General features: G+C 59.3%; 15 protein-coding genes and 1 pseudogene. 5 read left to right on the forward strand and 11 right to left on the reverse strand.

Translation table 11 applies throughout. The features are described from left to right. Positions 1–70 precede the first annotated feature (70 nt). Complete coding sequence (locus tag AACW30_RS30450; RefSeq protein WP_025854407.1) at positions 71–544, reverse strand: Lrp/AsnC family transcriptional regulator; 474 nt, start codon at positions 542–544, stop codon at positions 71–73. A 136-nt stretch (positions 545–680) separates the two neighbouring features. On the opposite strand from AACW30_RS30450, the gene AACW30_RS30455 reads away from it, so the two are divergent. The 3 genes from AACW30_RS30455 to pbpC all read left to right on the forward strand — a co-directional run bounded on the left by AACW30_RS30455 (position 681) and on the right by pbpC (position 9,475). Further along, the gene (locus AACW30_RS30455) at positions 681–1,310 is read left to right on the forward strand and encodes a LysE family translocator (protein WP_124418811.1); all 630 of its coding nucleotides are present in this window, start codon (positions 681–683) and stop codon (positions 1,308–1,310) included. A gap of 79 nt (positions 1,311–1,389) precedes the next feature. After that, complete coding sequence (locus AACW30_RS30460; protein ID WP_200624110.1) at positions 1,390–7,197, forward strand: MG2 domain-containing protein; 5,808 nt, start codon at positions 1,390–1,392, stop codon at positions 7,195–7,197. After that, positions 7,178–9,475, forward strand: a complete 2,298-nt coding sequence (gene pbpC, locus AACW30_RS30465; protein WP_200624111.1) for a penicillin-binding protein 1C — start codon at positions 7,178–7,180, stop codon at positions 9,473–9,475. Before AACW30_RS30460 ends, pbpC begins: the two co-directional genes overlap by 20 nt. 153 nt (positions 9,476–9,628) lie before the next feature. Here the strand turns inward: pbpC and AACW30_RS30470 are convergent, their stop codons facing one another. The 5 genes and pseudogenes from AACW30_RS30470 to AACW30_RS30490 all read right to left on the reverse strand — a co-directional run bounded on the left by AACW30_RS30470 (position 9,629) and on the right by AACW30_RS30490 (position 13,487). Next, positions 9,629–10,795 (reverse strand): hypothetical protein, encoded by a 1,167-nt coding sequence (locus AACW30_RS30470; protein WP_106575959.1) that lies wholly within the window; start codon positions 10,793–10,795, stop codon positions 9,629–9,631. After that, entirely contained in the window at positions 10,792–11,373 is a 582-nt protein-coding gene (locus tag AACW30_RS30475) for a LemA family protein (RefSeq protein ID WP_106575960.1), read from the reverse strand. Before AACW30_RS30475 ends, AACW30_RS30470 begins: the two co-directional genes overlap by 4 nt. Before the next feature lie 99 nt (positions 11,374–11,472). Then, entirely contained in the window at positions 11,473–11,925 is a 453-nt protein-coding gene (locus AACW30_RS30480) for a class I adenylate-forming enzyme family protein (RefSeq protein WP_325167550.1), read from the reverse strand. Positions 11,926–11,952: 27 nt separating this feature from the next. Beyond that, positions 11,953–13,097: pseudogene (locus AACW30_RS30485) on the reverse strand (class I adenylate-forming enzyme family protein); the annotation flags it as partial. 12 nt (positions 13,098–13,109) lie between these two features. Continuing rightward, positions 13,110–13,487: a hypothetical protein gene (locus tag AACW30_RS30490; RefSeq protein WP_200624112.1), complete on the reverse strand. Its 378-nt coding sequence runs from the start codon at positions 13,485–13,487 to the stop codon at positions 13,110–13,112. Positions 13,488–14,089: 602 nt separating this feature from the next. Between AACW30_RS30490 and AACW30_RS30495 the strand changes: the two genes are divergently transcribed. Next, positions 14,090–14,449, forward strand: coding sequence for a hypothetical protein (locus AACW30_RS30495; protein WP_200624113.1), 360 nt, complete (start codon positions 14,090–14,092; stop codon positions 14,447–14,449). A gap of 481 nt (positions 14,450–14,930) precedes the next feature. Here the strand turns inward: AACW30_RS30495 and AACW30_RS30500 are convergent, their stop codons facing one another. Next, entirely contained in the window at positions 14,931–15,569 is a 639-nt protein-coding gene (locus tag AACW30_RS30500) for an antitoxin Xre/MbcA/ParS toxin-binding domain-containing protein (protein WP_200624114.1), read from the reverse strand. Positions 15,570–15,796: 227 nt separating this feature from the next. Here AACW30_RS30500 and AACW30_RS30505 point away from each other — a divergent pair, with 227 nt between their 5' ends. After that, positions 15,797–16,345 (forward strand): 3'-5' exonuclease, encoded by a 549-nt coding sequence (locus tag AACW30_RS30505; protein WP_200624115.1) that lies wholly within the window; start codon positions 15,797–15,799, stop codon positions 16,343–16,345. Between the two features lie 29 nt (positions 16,346–16,374). Here AACW30_RS30505 and AACW30_RS30510 read toward each other — a convergent pair whose 3' ends face one another. From AACW30_RS30510 to AACW30_RS30525, 4 genes are read right to left on the reverse strand one after another with little or no spacing between them, the layout of a single operon-like run. Continuing rightward, positions 16,375–16,857, reverse strand: coding sequence for a Mov34/MPN/PAD-1 family protein (locus tag AACW30_RS30510; RefSeq protein WP_200624116.1), 483 nt, complete (start codon positions 16,855–16,857; stop codon positions 16,375–16,377). Beyond that, positions 16,854–18,638, reverse strand: a complete 1,785-nt coding sequence (locus AACW30_RS30515; protein ID WP_200624117.1) for a ThiF family adenylyltransferase — start codon at positions 18,636–18,638, stop codon at positions 16,854–16,856. Before AACW30_RS30515 ends, AACW30_RS30510 begins: the two co-directional genes overlap by 4 nt. Continuing rightward, the gene (locus tag AACW30_RS30520; RefSeq protein WP_200624118.1) at positions 18,622–19,872 is read right to left on the reverse strand and encodes a nucleotidyltransferase domain-containing protein; all 1,251 of its coding nucleotides are present in this window, start codon (positions 19,870–19,872) and stop codon (positions 18,622–18,624) included. Before AACW30_RS30520 ends, AACW30_RS30515 begins: the two co-directional genes overlap by 17 nt. Further along, on the reverse strand, positions 19,873–21,039 hold the full coding sequence (locus AACW30_RS30525; protein ID WP_200624119.1) for an SAVED domain-containing protein: 1,167 nt from the start codon (positions 21,037–21,039) through the stop codon (positions 19,873–19,875). It lies immediately after the preceding gene. Positions 21,040–21,118 lie beyond the last annotated feature (79 nt).

Here is a 21,118-nt window from a genome sequence, read left to right on the forward strand (position 1 = left end):
GCTCAACGCGGATCAACTGTGGGAGCTGGCTTGCCTGCTCCCACAGCGGTTTTTCGGTGTTTTCAAGTGTTCAGCCTGGCAGGTGCCCCAATGGCAAGGCGCCTGGGGTTTTCACGGTCTGGATCGCAAAGTTGCTGCGGATGTCCCGCACTCCCGGCAGCTTCAACAGGCTGCCGGTGACGAACCGCTCGTACCCACGCAAATCCGGCACCACCACCTGCAACAGAAAATCCGACTCACCCGATACCAGAAATGCCGAGATCACCTCGGGCAGTGCGGTCACCGCCTCGCGAAAGGCATTGGCCTCGGTGTCGTTGTGCCGCTCCACCTTCACGCCGACGAACACCATCATGCCCAGGCCCACTTCATCGCGGTCCAGGGTGGCTTGATAGCCGCGAATCACCCCGGCTTCTTCCAGCAGCCTTACACGGCGCAAACAGGGTGAGGCAGACAGGCCGATCTCATCCGCCAGCTGCACGTTACTCAGGCGCCCATCACGTTGCAGGGCTTCAAGAATCTTGCGGTCAAAGGCATCAAGTTTCAGATTTGGCATAAATGAATGGCCGTTAGCTTAATCAATGGCAGACAGTGCCAAGAATAGACGCTTTATAAGCTGACTACGCAAGCACCTGCCCTGCCCTTCACTCCTAGAATTAGCCGACACATCGAGGGGGTGGAACATGACAGAGCTGTGGTTATTTCTGATGGCACTTTCGGTGGCGTTTCTGCTGCCGGGGCCGGACATGATCCTGTTGCTGCAAACCGGCGCGCGCCAGGGCAAAGCGCTGGCGCTGACCACGGCAATCGGCCTGGGCCTCGCCCGGGCATGCCATGTGGTGTTGGCGGGCATGGGGCTGGCAACCTTGTTCAAAGTGGCGCCCTGGACCTTCGACGTGGTGCGCCTGGGCGGTGCGGCCTACCTGTTGTGGCTGGGCGTGCAATGCCTGCGTGCGAACGGGCTGCCATCGCTCGACGCCTCTCACGGCGCACCACCCGCCCATGCCTGGCGCGTGGCCTTTCAACGCGGACTGCTGACGAACCTGCTCAACCCAAAGGCCCTGCTGTTCTGCTCGGTGCTGCTGCCGCAATTCGTCAACCCGCAAGCCGGCCCGGTGGCGGCGCAGTTTGCATGGCTGGGGGTGATGCTGGTGACCGTGGGCTTCGCGTTTGACTGTTGCTACGCCCTGGCCGGCGCGCGCATCGGCCGCTGGCTGGCCAGCAATCGCTCGGCGCAGCGCCTGCAGCAGTGGTTATTCGGAAGCCTTTTGATCGGTTTTGCGGTGCGTCTCACTTTTGTGCAACACGCCTGAGCGTTTGCGGCATATTCACGTCATCTTTTGTATCAAAGACGCGTGTAAGATACGCCGCAATTAGCCAGGGATGCTCACCATGTTCGATTCGTTGAAAGCGATCAGTCGCCGTTTTCTCGGCCTGTTAACCACGGTGGTGAGTGCCCTGTTCGGCCAATGGCAGCCGCCTTTCTGGCTGCGCGCCATAGGTCGAGGCTTTGCGAACCTGGGCCGCAACGCTCGCGCCTATCCGCGCCAGGCCGGCGCCGGCGTGTTGGGCCTGGTGTTACTGGCTGGCGCAGGATTCTACGGCTGGCACTGGTATTCAAACCTGCCGCAGCCGCACACCGTTGGTTATTCGTTGCACAAGCCGAACCTGACGGATTACACCCAGCAACCGCCGGTGGTGGATAACGTGCAGGTGCGTTTCGCCGAATCCGTGGCCCCCCTGGCGGCGATTGGCAAACCGGTGACTGAGGGCATCACCCTCAAACCCAACGTGGCAGGCGCCTGGCGCTGGTCCGATGACCGCACTTTACTGTTCGTGCCAGAAAAAGACTGGCCTGTAGACGCCCACTACACGCTGGACCTGGCGAAGAAAAACCTCCTGGCCGACGGCGTGTTGCTCAGCCAGTACAGCAGCCAGTTTTCCACCCAGCCGTTCCGCGCCACCCTGGCGCAAAACGAGCTGTATCAAGACCCGTCCAACCCGACGCTGAAACAGCTGGTCGCGACCTTCCACTTTTCCCACCCGGTGGATGAAGACAACCTGCGCAAGCGCGTGTCTGTGACCCTCGGCAAAGGCCTGGCCTACCGCGACGCGCAGTTGCCCAACCGCCCGGAAATCACCTTCGACGACAACAAGCTCAACGCCTACGTACGCTCTGCCGCCCTCGCCACGCCACTGGAAAGCACGCCGGTCAGCGCCAGGCTCGACGAAGGCATCAAAGCCCGTGACGGTGGCAACGCCAGCACCGCGCCGCTGGTGTCGGAAGTCACCGTGCCCGGCCGTTATCGCCTGACCTTCACCGCCGCCGACGTCAGTTTTGTCGACAATGAACGCGGCGAACCTGAACCGGTGCTGATGTTCAGCAGCTCCAGCGCTGTGGCCGATGACACCATTGCCGGTAAGGTCCAGGCGTGGCTGCTGCCGGAAAAAGCCCAGGACGATACTCGTCCCTATACCAGCAACGACATTGATGACGCCCTGCTGGCCCGCAGCACCAAGGTCGCCCTGACCCATGTGCCCAGCGTCGAGCCGCTGAACACCTTGCACGCGTTCAAATTCAAGGCCCCGGCCGGTCGCGCGCTGTATGTGCGTGTGCCCGCCAACCTGGAAGCCATCGGCGGCTATCTGGCGAAAAACCCTACGGCCTCGTTGATCAGCATGCCGGCGTATCCGCGCACGCTGCAGTTCCTCTCCAACGGCGCGCTGCTGAGCCTCAACGGTGAAAAACGCCTGGGCTTCATGGCCCGTGGCGTGCCCGGCGCCCATGTGGAAATCGCCCGGCTGCTGCCCAACCAGTTGCAGCACCTGGTGGACCAGAGCAGCGGCAGTTTTGCCCGGCCCAATTTCGGCAACGAATACTTTGATCGGATGGTCGAGCGCCAGTCGCTGGATATTGCGCTGTCGTCCAATGACCCGGCGAAAACCGTCTACGACAACGTCGATCTGAGCCACTACCTCACCGCCAACGGCGGGCGTCGTGGCATTTTCGTGCTCAAGCTCAGCCCTCAGGATGACCCCGCAGAACGCACGTTCGAGTACGACCGCAGCAGTACCAGCGACCTGCGCTTTATCGTGGTGACTGACCTGGGCATCATCGCCAAGCGCTCCAGCGATGGCAGCCATGATGTGTACGTGCAGTCGATCGGCAACGGTTCGCCGGTGGCCGACGCACAGGTCGACATCATTGGTCGCAACGGCCTGCCGGTCAGCAGTGGTCGCACCGACACCGAAGGCCATGCGCATTTCGCCAAGCTGGATGAATTGCGCCGTGAGAAAACGCCGCTGATGTATGTAGTCACTCGCGGCAATGATCAGTCCTTCCTGCCGATTGCCCGTCAGTCGCAGCAGCTGGATTTGTCGCGTTTTGATGTAGGCGGTTTGGAAGAAGACGGCGCGATTGATCGGCTCAGCGCCTACCTGTTTACCGACCGCGGCCTGTATCGCCCTGGCGAGACCGCGCACTTGGGCATGATCGTGCGCAGCGGCAACTGGAAAGGCGCCCTGCAAGGCCTGCCGGTGGAGCTGCAAATCACCGACCCGCGTGGCCTGGAGGTGATTCGCCAACCCCTGAAGCTGTCCACCAGCGGTTTTGAAACCTTTGATTTCCCCAGCAGCGACGTCGCCCCCGCAGGCGATTACACCGCGACCTTGCAGTTGATTGGCGAGAAAAACACCCGCACCGACCTGGGCAGTGTCAGTTTCAAAGTCCGCGATTTCGAGCCGGACCGCATGAAGGTCAGCCTGAGCCTGCACGACACGCCCGTATTGGGCTGGATTCCACCGGACCAGGTGGTGGCCAAAGTCACTGCAATGCACTTGTTCGGCGCTCCGGCCGCCGGCCGCCGGGTGACGGCGAAGATGTCCTTGAGCCCGACGCTTGCGGCCTTCGACCGTTATCCCGATTACCGCTTCCGCCTCAACAACTCACTGGAAGACGCCAGCACCGAAGACCTCGCTGAAACCACCGTCGACGACAACGGCCAGGCCGTGCTCGACCTTAACCTGCAACGCTTCGCCAACAGCACCTATCGCCTGCAGGTCATGACCCAGGTGTTCGAGGCTGAAGGTGGGCGTAACGTGGCGGCGCAAAGTGCACTGCTGGTGTCGTCCGCGCCTTATCTGGTTGGTGTGAAAAGTCAGGATTCGCTGTCGTACGTCGCCAAGGACGCCCCGCGTCAGGTGCAGTGGCTGGCCGTCGCGCCAGACCTCACGCCATTGGCGGTGGACGGCCTGACCAGTGAAGTGGTCGAGCACCGTTATGTGTCGGTGTTGGTGAAACAGTCCAACGGCACCTACAAATACGAGTCGCGCATCAAGAACATCAGCCAGCCCGCCTCGCCATTGACGATGACCAAGGACGGCGCCAAGCAGACCCTGAACACCGGTACGCCGGGCGATTTCACCCTGCAACTCAAGGATGCCAACGGCAACCTGCTCAACCAGATCGACTACAGCGTGGCCGGACGTGGCAACACGTCGCGCTCCCTGGAGCGTAACGCCGAGTTGCAGCTGCGCCTGGATAAACGCAGCTACGCCACCGGCGATGAGATTGCGATCAGCATCCGCGCGCCGTACACCGGCGCGGGCTTGATCACAATCGAGCGTGACAAGGTCTACACCCAGCAATGGTTCAAGGCCGACAGCACCAACAGCGTGCAACATATCCGCGTGCCTGCGGGCCTTGAGGGCAATGCCTACGTCAACGTGCAGTTCGTGCGCGACATCGGCTCGTCCGAGGTTTATATGAGCCCGCTGTCCTACGGCGTGGTGCCGTTCAGCATCAACCTGGATGCGCGCCGCATGGCGCTGAAGGTCGAAGGCCCGGCGAAGATCGAGCCGAGGCAAACCCTGGACATCAAGGTCACCGCCGACCGGCCAGGCCGCGCGGTGGTCTACGCAGTGGACGAAGGCATCCTGCAAGTGGCGCGCTACCAGACGCCGGACCCGTTGGGTTTCTTCTTCCAGAAGCGCGCACTGGAGGTCGGCACCAGTCAGATTCTTGACCTGATCCTGCCGGAATTCAGCCGCTTGCTCAGTGGGGCAGCGCCCGGCGGCGATACGGAAGGCGCTCTGGCCAACCACCTCAACCCGTTCAAACGTAAACATCAGCCGCCTGTGGCGTGGTGGTCCGGGTTGGTGGATTTGCCGGCCGGTGAAACCGTGCTGCATTACCAGGTGCCGGACAGCTTCAACGGCAAGCTGCACCTGTTTACGGTGGCGGTGGACGCCGACAGCGTGGGCGTCAGCGAGGCCAGCACCGAGGTGCGTGGGCCGATCGTGATCACACCCAACGTGCCGGCCTTTGTCGCGCCGGGGGATGTGTTCAATGTGAGCGCCGGAGTATTCAGCAACCTCGATGCCGCGGCGGACGTGAAGTTTGAGCTGCAAACCAGCGACGGCCTCAACGTGCAGGGCGACAAAGGCAGCACCTTGTCATTGCAACCGCGTAAAGAAGGCACCGCCGAATTCAAGATCAAGGTCGGCGAAACCCTCGGTTCGGCGGACCTGCGTTTTATCGCCGTGCTGCCGGACGGCAAGCGCATTCAGGTGGCGGAAACCACCTCGATCCGCCCATTAAGTGAGCACCGTGTGGCCTTGAGCCTGGGCCGTTTCGACAGTGCCAGCAAAGAGCTCAAGCCAACGCGCGAGCTGTTCAGCCAACTGCGCGACGTGCAACTGGGCGTGGCGGCCTCGCCGCTGGTGTGGGCCAACGGCCTCAAGCATTACCTGGATGACTACGGTTATGCCTGCACCGAGCAATTGGTGTCCAAGGCCATGCCGGCGTTGATCTGGGGCGGCACCGCACCCGAAGCCGAGCAAGCCTTCAGCAGCGCGGTGCGCATGTTGCGCCAACGCCAGAACCAGGCCGGCGGCTTCGGTTTGTGGGCCGCCAACCCGGACGTGGCGCCGTACGCCAGCTTGTATGCCACCGACTTCCTGATCGAAGCCAAGGAACGCGGGCTGCCGGTGCCGGAAGATTTGCTGGTGCGCTCCAACGCCTACCTGACAGAACTGGCCAACGGCCCGAGCGAAGGGCTGTCGGAATTGCGCAACCGTGCGTACGCCAGTTACCTGCTGAGCCGTCAGGGCATTCTCGTGAGCGGCGCCTTGAGCGATATCCGCGAGCGCTACGAAAGTTACTTCAAAGACACCTGGCAGAACGACCTGGGCGCCGCTTACCTGGCCGCCAGCTACAAGTTGCTCAAGCAGGACCGCCAGGCCGATACGCTGTTCCGCAAAATCCCATGGCGCTCCCTTGTGGATAAGTGGGACAGCGACGGCCTGTATTACGACCCGCTGGTGCACGACGCCGAACACTTGCACCTGCTGGCGCGTCACTTCCCTGAATTGCTGGACGATGTGCCGACCGCCTTGCTGGATAAGCTCGGCAAGCGTCTTAACGAGCAACGCTACAACTCGCTGTCGGCCGCCCTGCTGCTGCGTGCCCTGGACAACTATGGCCAGCGCGCGCAAAGCGACATGACGCTCAAAGCCACCGCCTGGCTGGGCGACAAGCAGCAGCAATTGCTGGAAATGGCCGGGCAGCCGCCACGCGCCGCTGTGCCGGGCGCTACGCAAAAGCTGGTGATGGAAAAAACCGACGGCCCGGCCGCGTTCTACATGCTCAGCGAGGCCGGTTTCGACAAGGGCGCCAAGCTCAAGCCGATCAACAATGGCCTGGAAATCATCCACGAATACCTCGACCTCAAAGGCGAGCCGGTGAGCAAAGTGGCGGTGGGCGATGAGTTCCTGGTGCGTCTGCGCCTGCGCGCGACCGACCGCGACCAAGTGCAGCAAGTGGCCGTGGTCGACCTGCTGCCCGGCGGCGTCGAGCCTGTGTATAACTTGCCGCCGGAGCCGGAAACCGCCAGCGCCGATGAAAGCGAAGGCGATGATTCGGAGTACGTGGAAACCGCCGACAGTGAAGAAGCGGATGCCTGGCAGGCGCCTATCGGCGAAACCGAGCTGAGCAACTGGCAGCCGGACTACGTGGACGTGCGTGATGATCGGGTGGTGTTGTACGGCACCGCGCTGCGCGATGTGGGCACTTTCGTCTACCGCGTGCGCGCCACCAACGCCGGCACCTTCAACACGCCTCCGGCCTACGCCGAAGGGATGTACGAAACCACCCTGCAAGGGCGCGGCAAAGTAGGCCAGCTTGAAATTACCAAGCCTTAAACGCCTGACGCCGCTGCTGGCAGCGGCGGTGGTGCTGGTGGGGTTGCGGTTGTGGCCACACGCCCCGCTGGAACAGGCCGTCACCTCGTCGCGGGTGGTGTTGGCCGACGACGGCGCGCTGCTGCGCATGACGTTGGCGGATGACGGCCAATACCGGTTGTGGCTGCCGCTCGCGCGCATGTCGCCGTCACTGGTCGAGGCGTTGCTGCTCAAGGAAGACCGCAATTTCTATTGGCACCCGGGGATCAATCCCCCGGCGTTGCTGCGCGCGGCCATAGCCACTTACAGCGGCGGCCAGCGCCAGGGCGGTTCGACCTTGAGCATGCAACTGGCGCGGCGCCTGTGGGATTTGAACACCCGCCAAGTGCCGGGCAAGTTGCAGCAGATGGCCTTGGCGTTGTGGCTGGAGGCGCGTTACAGCAAGCACGACATCCTTGAGGCCTACCTGAACCTGGCGCCCATGGGCGGCAATATCGAAGGCGCCGAGGCGGCCAGCCGCATTTACTTTGGCAAGTCGGCGGCGCAGTTGTCGTTGTCCGAGGCGCTGGCGCTGGCGGTGATTCCCCAGCAGCCGGGGCGGCGCGCGCGTTTCGGGCCCTCGCTGCAAAACGCGCGGCTGCGCTTGATGGCCGACTGGCGCGAGACTTATCCACAAGACCCGCGAAACGACAGTTTGCTCGACTTGCCGCTGGAGGCGCGCAACCGCCAGCAGATCCCCTTCCTGGCGCCGCACCTGAGTGAACAACTGCTGGCGTCCCAGCCCGGCAACGAGCTGAACAGCACGCTTAATCTGCCCTTGCAGCAATTGCTCGAACGCCTGATCAGCGGCTTTATCGCCGAGCGACGCAGCACGGGTGTGGAAAACGCCACGGCGATTCTGATCGACAGCCGTGACCAGAGCGTAAAAGCGCTGGTGGGCTCGGCGGATTACTTATCCACAAGCATTCACGGACAGGTCAACGGCGTGTTGGCGCGGCGCTCGCCGGGGTCGACCCTCAAGCCGTTTCTGTATGGGCTGGCGCTGGATCAGGGTGTGATCCACCCAATGAGCATCCTCAAGGATTTGCCGAGTAACTTCGGCTACTTTCAGCCGGAAAATTTCGACGGCAGTTTTATCGGGCCGCTGACAGCGCGGGATGCTTTGATCCGTAGTCGCAATATCCCCGCGGTGTGGCTGGCCAGCCAAGTCAAATCGCCGTCGTTGTACGGTTTGCTGCAACGCGCCGGCATCCAGGGCCTGCGCGGCGAGAGCCATTACGGCTTGGCCTTGGCCCTCGGCGGTGGCGAGATGACCCCCGAAGAACTGGCGCGGCTGTATGTGATGCTGGCCGGTGACGGGCATCTGCGGCCGTTACGGTATTTGCAGGAACAGCCGCAATCCACTGGAGCGCAACTGCTCACGCCGCAGGCCGCGTTTATGGTGCGCGATATGTTGCGCCGCAACCCACGGCCGGATGGCTTGCCCGGCCGCCATTGGCGCACCGCGTGGAAAACCGGCACCTCGTGGGGTTTTCACGATGCGTGGAGCGCCGGCCTGGTCGGGCCGTACGTGCTGGTGGTGTGGGTGGGTAACTTCGATGGTCGACCGAACCCTGCGTTTATCGGCGCCAAGACCGCTGCACCGTTGTTCTTTCGCATCGCTGACGCCCTGCCCCTGGCGCTGCCCAATGTGGTGATCAAGCCCGACAAGCCACCCGCCGGGCTGGTGCGCATTGAGGTCTGCGCCGCTTCCGGTGAGTTGCCCAACCGCTGGTGCCCGCAAACCCGCAAGACCTGGTACATCCCCGGCGTGTCGCCGATTCGCGTGTCGAACCTGCACCGCCCGGTGCTGATCGACACCCGCACTGGCAGGGCTGCGTGCCCGCCATTTGATGCGCAATACACCCGTGAAGAAGTCTTCGAGTTCTGGCCCAGTGACGTGCAACGCCTGTATCGCGCCGCCGGCCTGCCTCGGCGCACGCCGCCCAGCGTGATGAAAAACTGCCAGCCCAACCGCATCAGCGACCAAAGCGAAGCTCCGCAAATTCGCTCGCCGCTGACCCAAGTGAGCTACCAGTTGCGGCTGTCTCAGCCACAGGAAAGCATCCCGCTGAATGCCAACGCGGCCAGCGACGCGGTGACTTTGTATTGGTTTGCCGACCAAACCTTGATCGGCCAAGGCCCGCCGCAAACCACGTTGAACTGGCGGCCGGGCAAGTCGGGCGAATACCGGCTGCGGGTCAGTGATGATCAAGGCCGCAGTGCGAGCCGGGGGTTGAAGGTGGAATTTGTGCCCTGATCACAGGGGTACTTGGCTGGACAGGCGCAGATCGCCCCTGTGGGAGCGGGCTTGCCCGCGAAAACGTTGGCCCAGCAAACAGTGATGTTGACTGACCCATCGCTTTCGCGGGCAAGCCCGCTCCCACATTTGATCTGCTGCGCGACGCCCTGATCAGGCGTCTTCGTCGCCGAGACCGGCTTTGCCGGCATCCTTGGAAAAATGCTTGAACGCCGCACCCAGCTTGCGTTGCTCGAAGATCGAAAACACCAACGTGCCGAGCAGGATCAGCATCCACACCAGAAACAGCTTCAAGGTATCCACCTGAGCCACGAACAGCAGCAGCGTCACCACGCCGCCGATGACCATGCCCAAGCCCATCCACGCGCCCAGCACCCGACCCACCGCCAGGCGCATGCCTTTGGGCAGGACCAGCCGGGTCGCCATCATCACCACGATGATAGTCAGGAAAAAACCAAACGCCGCCATGAACGGAATCGGGAAACCGCCTTCGCGGTACAGCCAGGCCAGCAGCCGATACACGGGGCCCAGTGGCTCCATTTGCTGATACGTGTCGGGACCGGGTAAATGCAGTTGGGCGAAATGCGCGGGCGTCATGGCCATGATGCCCACGCCGATCATCCCGACCACGGCCGCATAGAAACCACCGGCACGCCACAGCGGCGCCAGCACGCGAGTGTTTTCCACATCCTGGGTCAGCGCCAGGCCGAACACCGCATTACGCTGTTTGCCCTGGGCAATCGCAGGTTTACCGTCGCGCTCACAGGCATCGCCAATCAGCATCACGTCCAGGTCCTGGACCAGCAGGATTTCGCCTTGGCGCCGGGAACTGCCGACGAGTTCGTAATCGTCAGGCGCCTTGTTGCCGAACAGATCAATGCCTTCGGCGATCACGCGGACCTCACCCGTTGCATCCTGCAGGCGGAAGTCATTGCAGCGCGCCTCGCTGGATACCCGGCTCCAGCTCCAGTGCCCGTCGTCGTCTTTCTTGCCGTCCTCGACAACCCAGACATAGCCCACGCACGGCTTGCCATTCACCGGCGACAGCTGGGTCTTGTCGGCAATCACTTTGCCGCGTACTTCCACCAGGCCCATCGCCAGCGAACGAATCTGGCTGGTGGCCAGGCGCTGTTCGGTTTTAGAGAAGCTGGGCCCGAAGCTGAGCAGCAGGCCGACCAGAATGCCTACGGGGAAAAACAGTGCGATAAAAATGTGCGGTGCATAAGCAATCAAGCTGATGAAGCCCGCGAGCAACACCAGTGCCAACGCGGTTTTCCACTTGGGTTTCTTCACCACGACGCCTGCCTGGGTGGTTTTCATGCCCCCGGCACCTCAAGTTTCACGCCTTCGTAGCGGGTTTCTTCGGCGCTGATGGCCAGCAACGGAATACGCTGATAGCTGAGCATCCGCGCAAAGAACAGGTCGGGGAACACCGCGATGGCTATGTTGTAGAGGTTGACCGACTCATTGAAGAACTCACGCCGGTCGGCAATGCGCTCTTCCACGGCCGAAATGGCTTGCTGCAACTCGACCATGTTCGGCCCGGAGATCAACGCCGGATAACTCTCCGCCACCGCAATCACCGACTTGAGTGCGGCATTGAGCTGATTGGACGCATCGACCTTGTCGTTGAGGCTGCTGGCATTCAAGTATTGGTTACGCGCATCGCTCAGCCGCGTAAACAGCGCGTTCTCGTGGTTCATGGCGGTCTGCACCACGCGCATCAGGTCGGGGATCTGGTCGGCCCGTTGCTTGAGCAGCACGTCGATGTTGGCAAACGCCTTATCCACATCGTTACGCCGCATGACCAGGCCGTTGTAGACCCCGACCATCCAGCCGATCAGGCCCACGACAATGATCAGCACGACGATGCCGGCGATTAGCAGTTCGATATTCATGGTGAAGGCGTCCCTGTCTGAGTTATCCACAGGAAGGCATTCTAGGGGTAAAGCCTGACGGCGCGCCCGGCAGTAGCCCACAGATTCGACAGGAGGTCGTTAATTCGTCGAGTCGATTCGCACGACCTCATTGCGGTTTACTTTGCCTAAAGCGTTGCGCGGGATGGCTTCGGTCAACACGATCTGGCGTGGCAAATTGAACGACGCCAGGCGCACACGCAACCAGGCAAGGAGCTCCTGCGCCGAGGTGCCAGGTGCATCGGCTGTCAGCTTGACCAACGCCACCACCCGCTGCCCCGCTTCGTAATCCGGTGCGCCCGCGACGGCCGCATCGGCGACGGCCGGGTGCAGGATCAGTTGGTTTTCCACTTCCACGGGGGAAATCTTGTCGGTGAATCTGACAATCTGATCCTTGCAACGCCCGACAAAGCGGTACTCGCCATTGGGCAACTGCACCATCAGATCGCCCGAGGCAAACCAAACTCCACGGCTATGGCTGATGATGTCGCCGGGACCGGTCCAGTAGCCGAGGCTCAGGTTGGCGCCGCACATCTGCAGTTCGCCTACGTCGCCTTGGGCAACTTCGACGCCGTCGGCATCCACCAGGCGCGCGCGCCCTGGGATGGCGGTGAGGGTATCCCATACCGAACCAAAGGCCATGCTGCCCAGGCATTCCGTCAGGCCGTAAGTATTGTTCAGACGCCACCCAAAGGTGTTTTGGAAGGTTTCGGCAACCACCGGGCGGCACGCGTCTCCACCTATCCCGCAAACCCGCATCGAGCTGAGGTCGCGCGGGCGCTTACGCTGGGCGTCCACCAGCGGCTGGCAGATAAACGGCGCGACGAACAGCATCGTGCCCCTCTCTTGCTCGATGGCATCGAGGAGTTTGTCGGCATCGAACGGCTGAACATGACTTCCTGACAGCCACGAATGATCGTCGCCATCAGCACAAAGGAACCGGAGACGTGGGCGACCGGCGTGCTGCCGAGCGTGCAGGAGTGCGAATCAAGTTCCCACGCACTCAGTGCACCGGCAACGTGGGAAATCACCCGCTGGTTGTAGGCCACCAGCTTGGGCATGCCCGTGGTGCCGGACGTTGCCAGCAGCAGGCAGGTCGAATCGATATCCACCGGCACCTGAGCTGTGTGGCGGCTGCCCTCGCCCAACAGCGCGTGCCAGCCCGCGCTGGTAACCGTGCGCGTACGTTCAAGCACGTCAGCAGCCATTTGCGCCACCACGGGCTGCAGATCTGCCTCATGAACAAACAACGTTGGGCGTAGCCACCCCAAAAACTCATCCAGCTCACGGGCCGTGAATTCAGTCTTCAGCGGCACCAGGATTACCCCGCTCATCATCGCGGCGAACAGGAACACCGCGTACAGCGGCGACGTGCGCACCAGCATGACAATCCGATCACCTGGCTCGATCCCCGCTCGCTTGAGCCCGTTGCTCAGGCGCACCACTTCACTGGCCAGGCGGTGATAGGACCAGACGTCGCCGTCGGCAATCAGGGCAATGGCGTTGGGCCGCTCGCTGGCGTGCTGGAACAGCGCCCGCAGCGGGGTTTGCGAGGGGCAAGGGGCATCAATGGATTGAAAACTGCTCGGCATGATCATCTTCCAGGGGGCTAGGACTGCTCGCGCGGTGGTGCGCGCTCCCCAAGGGAACACCTGGAAGTGCCGGTTTATTTCGTGAAGCTTCGATGACGTAAAAACAGCGCGCATAAAAAACCCCGATTACCGGGGTGCTGGTGCCGCCATCTCGATGTAACTGGATGTCCCGCCACCCGTCGCGCCCGACAGCCACCCCCACTCGAACGCCAGCGTGGTAAGCCCGGCGTGATTCACCCCGACCGTGCCGCGTGACCAGCCGGCAAGCAGCTCGCCGTCCATCGTCAGGCACTGAAACAGAAGCTCGAGGGTGTTGGAGCCCGTCACGCGCCCGACCTGCTGGCCCGTGCGGATGCGGCCACCCTGGTAAGTGCCCGTAATGGCGTTACCCTCGACCCGGTAATGAAACACCGTGCCCGAGCCGGAAAGCCCTTGGGTGTTGGCCGCTACCGCAAAGCGGCGATCGTTCAAACGTTCGCGCAGTTGGGAAAAGTCAGATCGCATCCAGGTCGCGTCCTTGCGTGGAAGTTGGAGACCCGGTGCGTGGGTACCAACAACATAATTTGACACAACCCCTCGCGTAAATCGGGGCCTGTAGGATGATTCGGGGTAAAGACAACAGCAACATAGATTGACACAGATGGGCTGTGCTTCAAATACAGGGCCCGGCTGCTCACAACATAGTTTGACAACAGCTAGAGTAAGCAGTCATGAAGGGTGGCTTTTGAGAATTAAAACTGTCGCGTGTGAATTATAACCGTCGCAGGTGCCGCTTGATCTCGGGTGGCACCTCACGTGACCCAGCTGGAATCAGGCTTAGCTCGTTCAACGAGTTTCCCTGGCGGTATTAGAAGAGATGCAACACACCAACGCGGGCTCAGGTGCTGCTTGGCCGAAACAGCGAGGACAACGTCTGCTCGCGGATCCCCGAATCAGGTTGCCGGACGAGCCTGGCAGCGCGGATTGGCTGAACTATATCGCTGAATGTCTCAGAGTGAGCCATGGCTACGTAAAGGCCGATGTTGGTGAGTTGGCCGTGAGCTGTACCGCTTTACTTTTGGTATCAAGCGACTGGTGGTATTGCTGTTGAAGCTGGCGTATGTGGAGTGTCGCAACTGGCGCTGAGCAGTCGCAAAAAACATAAGCACAAGGACTTGCAATGCCCGTTCGATCTACGTGCTGCAATGAAGACAAATGTCGTGAATTTCACTCGTGCTGATCGTCACAAACGTGTCATTGCTACGGTCTTTCACTCCTCGTTGCCCGCAAAAGAGCGAGCAGCGGTCAAAGATATCGAGGCTCTCGGCATGGACGCACCTCAGGCAGTCAAGCCGTGTCGTCGGGCTCCAGTCACGAATCTGACCGATGAGGAAAAAGAGAATGTTTTCCTTGAGTATATGGATAACGTGCACCTCCCAAGCCCAAAAAGCCGAAGTGACAACGCAGAGCATGTAGCGGAGAAGTAAAAGATCTACCGCCTACCTAAGAGTTAGTCGAAGAATCGCTTAATTTTTCTTTGACTCTGTCTTGTAGGTTTTACGCATCTCAGATCGGATTTCTTTTATGGCTCCGATCAGCGGAGCGAAATAAAGTCGTGGAGCGTTCTTGGCGATTTGGCGAAGCTCTGCGGCTAATGTGGATTTCATGTTCGGAGCCTCAAAGGTTAGCATTTTTATATCTAGTCCCTTTTAGGTGGACTTTCAAGGGGGCGCGGCAGGGACGGTGCCGGCAGCTGGCTACGACAGATGTAATTCTCTAGCATAATCGCCGGAAGCTGTATTTCTGCCCTTTGCGACAGTTTTGCGTTTCCTCCAAAGGGAGCGAAAGCTCTAGGAAAACGTGGCCTCCCTGCGACAGTTTTAACTCTCTAAATTCAAGGGGGAGCGCATAAGCTGCGGTCCGTGATCGCGTACTCGCTTGTGCTGGGTCTACTCGACTGCGGCTGGATTAAAATGAAATGCCTTCAGACACCTGAATCAGCATTTCTTCGACTAGATGTGTGCCGTGAGATGTAGTGACCATTGCCGATGGGCTTTTTCCCAAAAAACGGGCTTTGGGTTTGGAAAGCCATTGTTTGGCTTTCCCTTCGTCCCCGAACATGATCTCGGCCATGGCGGTGATGTGTGCGAACCGGAACAGGCGATCGCTCTCATCCAACGTTAAAAGCTGATTGCCTGCCAATTTTGTTTTGAGCGTTTTGGGGTGAATGATTCTGTCGCGTTCTTGCGGACTTATGGTTCCATTAGCACACAGCAACGTAATCAGGCCGGCCGAAAAGCCAGCTACTATCATGTCGTGAATGTCTTGATCCGAAGCGTTGGAAGAGATATGGAGATACGCCTCCAAACGCTTGCGGTAAGCATGATAGGCATCATCACGCAGGACTCCAGCAAACATGGGCCGCACTGATGTTGCGTTGTGCACGGTCGTCAGCACTACTGTGCCATTCGCTACCGTTAGCTCCAGGTCGTCCCCAACACCTAACCCCATTTGGTCAAGCAACTCTTGAGGCAGATCAATGATGATGTCGCCAGAACCATCCTCAGTTTTCAGGCATTTGACTATCCAACGCTCAGTTTCACTCATGATCGTCCGGCCCTCATCCGCCCTCAGAGAATGACACACATCATTATGCTTGGGCGCAGAGCTGACCAAAGGAACGCGCAATCTGCTGTAGACAGGCACTGCCGCTGCTCGAACGCTGGATAGCGAGTGAAACAGCAAAAAATGGGGCAATGGCTTTACCTGCCTTTCCACCTTCACATGGTTAAGAGCCTGAGCGTGATCAGGTAACTACACGAAAAGGATATGACATGCACCCTGATGAGCTTTATGTTTCGGTCGACGTCGAGACTTCTGGACCTATACCAGGCGAATACAGTCTGCTTTCCATTGGAGCTTGCCTTGTAGCCCAACCTGCCACGTCCATCTATCTTGAACTACGACCTGACAGTCCAAAACACGACCCAGAAGCACTGGCAGTATCGGGGCTGAGTCTGGAGAGGCTGGAGCGCGAGGGACTTACTCCTCAACAGGCGATGCTGACATTTGATGAATGGCTGAAATCATCCTGCCAAACGGGGCAGAAGGTCATTTTCGTAGGACTCAATGCACCGTTTGACTGGTCATTCGTCAATTACTACTTCCACAAATACTTGGAAACCAACCCCTTTGGTTTTACTGCTATCGATATGAAAGCCTACTTCATGGGAGCTGTAGGATGCAGCTGGCAGGAAACGAAATCTTCCAAGATGACCGCTGCGCTGAAGCCACTCAGCGAACCGAACCATAACGCATTGGATGATGCTCGCTTTCAGGCAGAGCTCTTCGCCCTAATGCTGGCTGGTAAAGGTAACCGCTGACCCTGCCTCCCACGGCACCGACGTGAAACTTATCTAAGCCAGGTTGCCTCAACATATCTGCCGCCCCTGAACGACCACGCCTTGATGCCTTCTGGTTTTTCGGACTTGCCAACGATAACGGCCATTGGGTGCGGCAGATCCTGCGTGTAACGCGCAGCAAATTTGGAGAAACTTCCTATGTCTGCCGGAGAAATCACCGGAACAGATTGGGGATGCGTATGCCAATAGCCCACCAGACGTAACCCTTGTTCGTTGGCAGACTGGATCTCCTGACGGCACCGCTCCGCATCCAGTTCTAGCCAAGACCACCCTGAGCGATCGGCGCGATGAGGCAACGTGGCCAAGGCCAGCAGCAACCCTTTCGGATTAACCGGGTTGACGAATAACTGTCCCCCTCGCTCCACGCCAAAAAGGCCTTGCCGATGACTATCCAAGATGTCCGCGACAGCTTGCGAGACCAATAGCTCGGAATCCACCTCCGCCCATCTCCAGCGCCAAGCGATATCCGTCATACCGTTTCATCCTTATGTTCCGGCCATCCGCGCTCGAGTAGGAGTTGCTGCGCCCCCTCTGGGAGTTTGGGCCCATGGTATTGGCCTCCGAGACTCGGCACATCTTCAGGCCTGTAGATACTGCTGACCCAAGATGCAGTGGCGATGTTGCCGGTCAATGCGCGTAAAGCCGTGTGCGACACCATAGAGGCGATATTGGTCATCCCTAGCGATCCGCCGGGAATAAAGCTCTCCCCACACGCGGGCAATGGAACCACACCTCCTCCCGGCCACTCTGTAAACTTATGGAGAAAATCGCCGATGTCCGTGAATAAATGACGGCCATCAAAGGTACCGGCTGGTGCGAATAGCGCATGGCCTACCTGGGTATACGGTTCGCTCCAGGCTTGTAAAAGTCCCCAAGAAACGCCGCTGGATTTGGCTCGCCATACAGTGACCTCCGACTGCCAGTCTGCTGTCGTGATCACCACCAGATCTGCGTTATCGAACACTTCTGGTTTGCTGCTCATCACTACTTCGGCAAAAGTCGAATAAGCGGTGCATTCTGTAGTCGGAAGATCTAACAGAATCTTGTCCCTCAATGCTGAGGCTTTCAGTCTCCCTAGGCTATCCGCTCCCAGAACATGCCTGCCCAGATTGGCTGACACCAAAGTGTCAGGATCGATGAGGGTAAGGTGGCCGACACCGGATCGTGCCAATTGTATTGCCACCGCACTGCCTAGCGAGCCAACACCAACACAAACTACCCGAGCAGTTTCAAGGTGCTGTGCAGTACCGCTTATATCGCGGGACAGAATGGACGCTCGATCAAGCACGTCCAGTGCAGTTGCTCGGACGAGCGCCGGAGGATGTGCATCTGCGATAGCTGGCCGGCGGCGCGCTGTACGCAAGCCAAACTTTGCCCCCCGCTCCTGCTGTACGCCGAGCGAGCGCACATTGAGGCAATATGTTGGAGCATCTGCCCCTCCCGGAAGCTCCAGAACAATCCATCGACTCGCCAACGTTCCATGCAGATCAAACCATGCCAGCAATTGCTCGGCATCGTCTGGTTGAAGGTGTGGCGTGAGCCACAGCAATAAATCTTCTGGATCCGGGGTGCGGATATCCGGATAAGTCTGAAGCTTGACGTAAAAACCGGGAGTTTCGGCCGCGCGAATGACAGCGGAGCGCCCGACAACCCGTCGGTAATGCCCTTTGAGTGCAGCTACGTTAGATGCTAGCCAAACCGTTTCCTGACCGGATGGCACCGCCCGGCGAGGATCACTGAGAGCAAACAACTGCGAAGCGGCCTGAGGTCGATCCAAAAGTAAGAGGTTCTGGAATGACTGACCGTGCTGAAAAGACCAATAGGTGGTGATCTCATTCTGAAATTCGATATCGCGCGTTGCCTGGCTTGATCCCATCTTGGACAACGAAACGATCTGGGCCAAGCGAGCAAGGCTGTCCTCTACCACGACCTCCGGGGAGCCCATAATGGGGCGCTCCTGAAAGCCATGAAGGCAAAGCCCCGACTTGGTGGCATGCGGCCAAACCAGCCATGGAGAGGGTTCGACGTTCAGCCGCAAGAGTCCACGGGGAAAGTTGGAGGGGAAACCGATACGCAGTCGCCGCTCCTGCCCCGTGTAATCGATGGGCAAGGGGAAGTGAAAGCACGCCGCTTCGTCAGCCCGCATGAGTGCGGGCTGGAGCAATGCATCGGCAGCATCCTGACCTAGGGTGTTTCGCAGTGCGGCAATTCCGCGCTGCAATGGCGTCTTAATAGGATCAGCCAAGGCGTCCAACTGGCTTTACGCTCGACTGAGAGGTTCCGCCACCGCTGGCCCCTCCGAAGAGCGAACCCATCGAAGCAGTGTTTCGAGTAGTGCCATCCGGTCGACCGGGCATCGTCCAATTCGCAGGGATTTCATTGTTCACTGCTGTGATGAACGCCGGCGCAATACCGAAGTTCTTTTTCACTGCCTCGGCAAAAGAATCATTGGATTCAAAACTTTCCAAACCTAATGACACAGATGCACTGGCGTCCGCATGCCACTTGGCGAATGCCTGACGGTAGCCTTGCCCCTCGCCCGGTCGATTCCACTTCTCTGCAAAGTTTTCGCCGTTATCGGCAGGGTTGCAGACATAGCAGTCGCTACCTCTATGCGCGATGTGCTGCGGCATTCTGCGAACGATTTCCAAAATTGCATCGAGCGGTGCCAGAGGCTTCGACTGCGACTCCTTTACGACATCCAGGTATGCGTGCGTGGCTAGGGTGGTGATGACCGCAGATATTGGGCGAGTATCAGCGCTCCTTGTCTTGATGGCCCATTCATCGCGATGCCGCTTGAGCAGCTTAATGGTCGCACGCAGGGGATCTTGATCGATGTAATCCTGATAATGCGGCAAAGGATCTTGTGTCGCGGCATCAAGCATCCGCTGGCTTTTGGCAACTACCAAGCTTTCCAGAGAGATTTTTTGGGCAGAAGCAACCTGCAACCAATTCGAGTAAGGGATAGGGCTGCTTGCTTTCCACCCTGTGACCCGATCCGGAACCTCCAGCTTACCTTCGCCGTTTGCTTCGCCATTTCCGTTGATCGCGCGGGCAGGCGTGACATCGATGTGGAAACCTGGATTTTCGTCGGCATAAACGATCCGGATGCCACGACGTAATTGCTTAACTTCTTCTTGAACGCGGGAGCCTTCCCTAAAACGCTGCTCAATCGCTTCTAGAACTTCCTTTGCACCAGCGCCCTGAGCGTGGGGAAGCCAAATAATCGCGTCCGCATCAATGGTGTCCAGATCCGCAGGCGCGCCGGGGATTGGCTTGATAGTCGTTTTTAGCCGCATCGAGCCTTGAACGAAGATATGGGCTTCAGCGAGCAGCGGGTTGTCGGAAGCCGAGAGAATTTTTTCCAGTTGGGAGTAGCGGTCATTGATTTTTTCGTACTGCGCTTCCGACAGCGAGATTTCCCGCGCGGCGCGAAGCAGAAAATATTCCCAACTGCTGCGCTTGGTCTGTTCGTTGCTCAAAAGCATTTACCTAGCCTCCTGGGCCACCGAGCCCAATTGCAGTGTTTGCGTAAACCGATCTTGGTTTTCTTTGTCCCGATCGAAGATCAGGTACGTATGTTGATGCTGTGTTGTGAGCAACGCACCAAACTCGATGGCCAATGCCGCAGGAATGGCGGCGAAGACGTGGATAGGGTCAGGAGTCAGAGCCTCAAGCTGGCTCAGTCGTATTTGAAGTGCGTCGCGAAAGGCATGAATCACCCGACGGTTTTGTACCATCGCATAGCTTGGTTCTGGGATCGACAGCTCTGCAATACGTGCATCGGGCAGAGCGTCGGTCACGTCGCGAACTGGAACCTGCGCAGAAATGGAGAGCACCAGCGCCAGTGGCCCGTCGCCGTCGGGGGGAGGTGTAAACAAAAAAGCGGGCGGCTCAGCGGACTGATCGGGCCAGCGCAAGAGATGCTCGCGGTGAAAGGAGAAGATCAAGCGCTTTGAACGGTCGCCGATACTCTGGCCCAACATCATCAAAGCCGGGATGTCGGCCAAGCCGACTACTGCTAGCGCAGGCGAGTCGCCATAAGTGCCGCCGCGACGCTTGAGTTGCTGCTCCAGCTCATACTGGACGCTGTCTTTGACGTTCTGCCAATAGGTAGTGTCCCTGCCACGTGGTCCGGGCGCAGCGAAGGCGATTTTGATGCCTTGATCGAAGGCGGTTAATCCCTCGGCGGACATCGCAGTCAACAGATCGCGAACGGGGATATCGTTGATCGTCTGAAAATGCTGACTCTGGACGATGAGAGGAATGGCTCTGCCACCATCGGGGGTCGTTGCGGCGAGTCGGATGCGTTCGAGGTACGCTTGGTGCAAACCGCTCAGATCATTTTCAGGGTAGCCATCTGCGTCACGATCAATTTTGTCATGACAGCCTGGGCACAGGAGCATCAGGTTAGCAGTATCGTTAGTGTGCGCCTCAGCATCATGATCCGCGCGTCCCCGAGGCCCCTTGGGACTGGCGGGTAGGATATGCGCCACTTCGCCCCATTTCATTGGCTTGCCGGCACGATAGTCGAACGTTAGATCTGTGCCGCACAGTTCACAATGACCAGCGGTCTGTGTCCATACGATCCGCTTCGTCTCATCATTCGTGTTAAAGCGCCCGCTCGCGGGCTTAGCGTCTTCTTGTTCTGCCATTCGACCTACCCCCGAGAAACATCCATGATTGAAAACGATGATGGCAAGATAAGATCATATTAGGGTCATTTGTCCCGAT

Source organism: Pseudomonas sp. MF6747 (assembly GCF_963890955.1).
In the GTDB taxonomy this organism is placed as follows: domain Bacteria; phylum Pseudomonadota; class Gammaproteobacteria; order Pseudomonadales; family Pseudomonadaceae; genus Aquipseudomonas.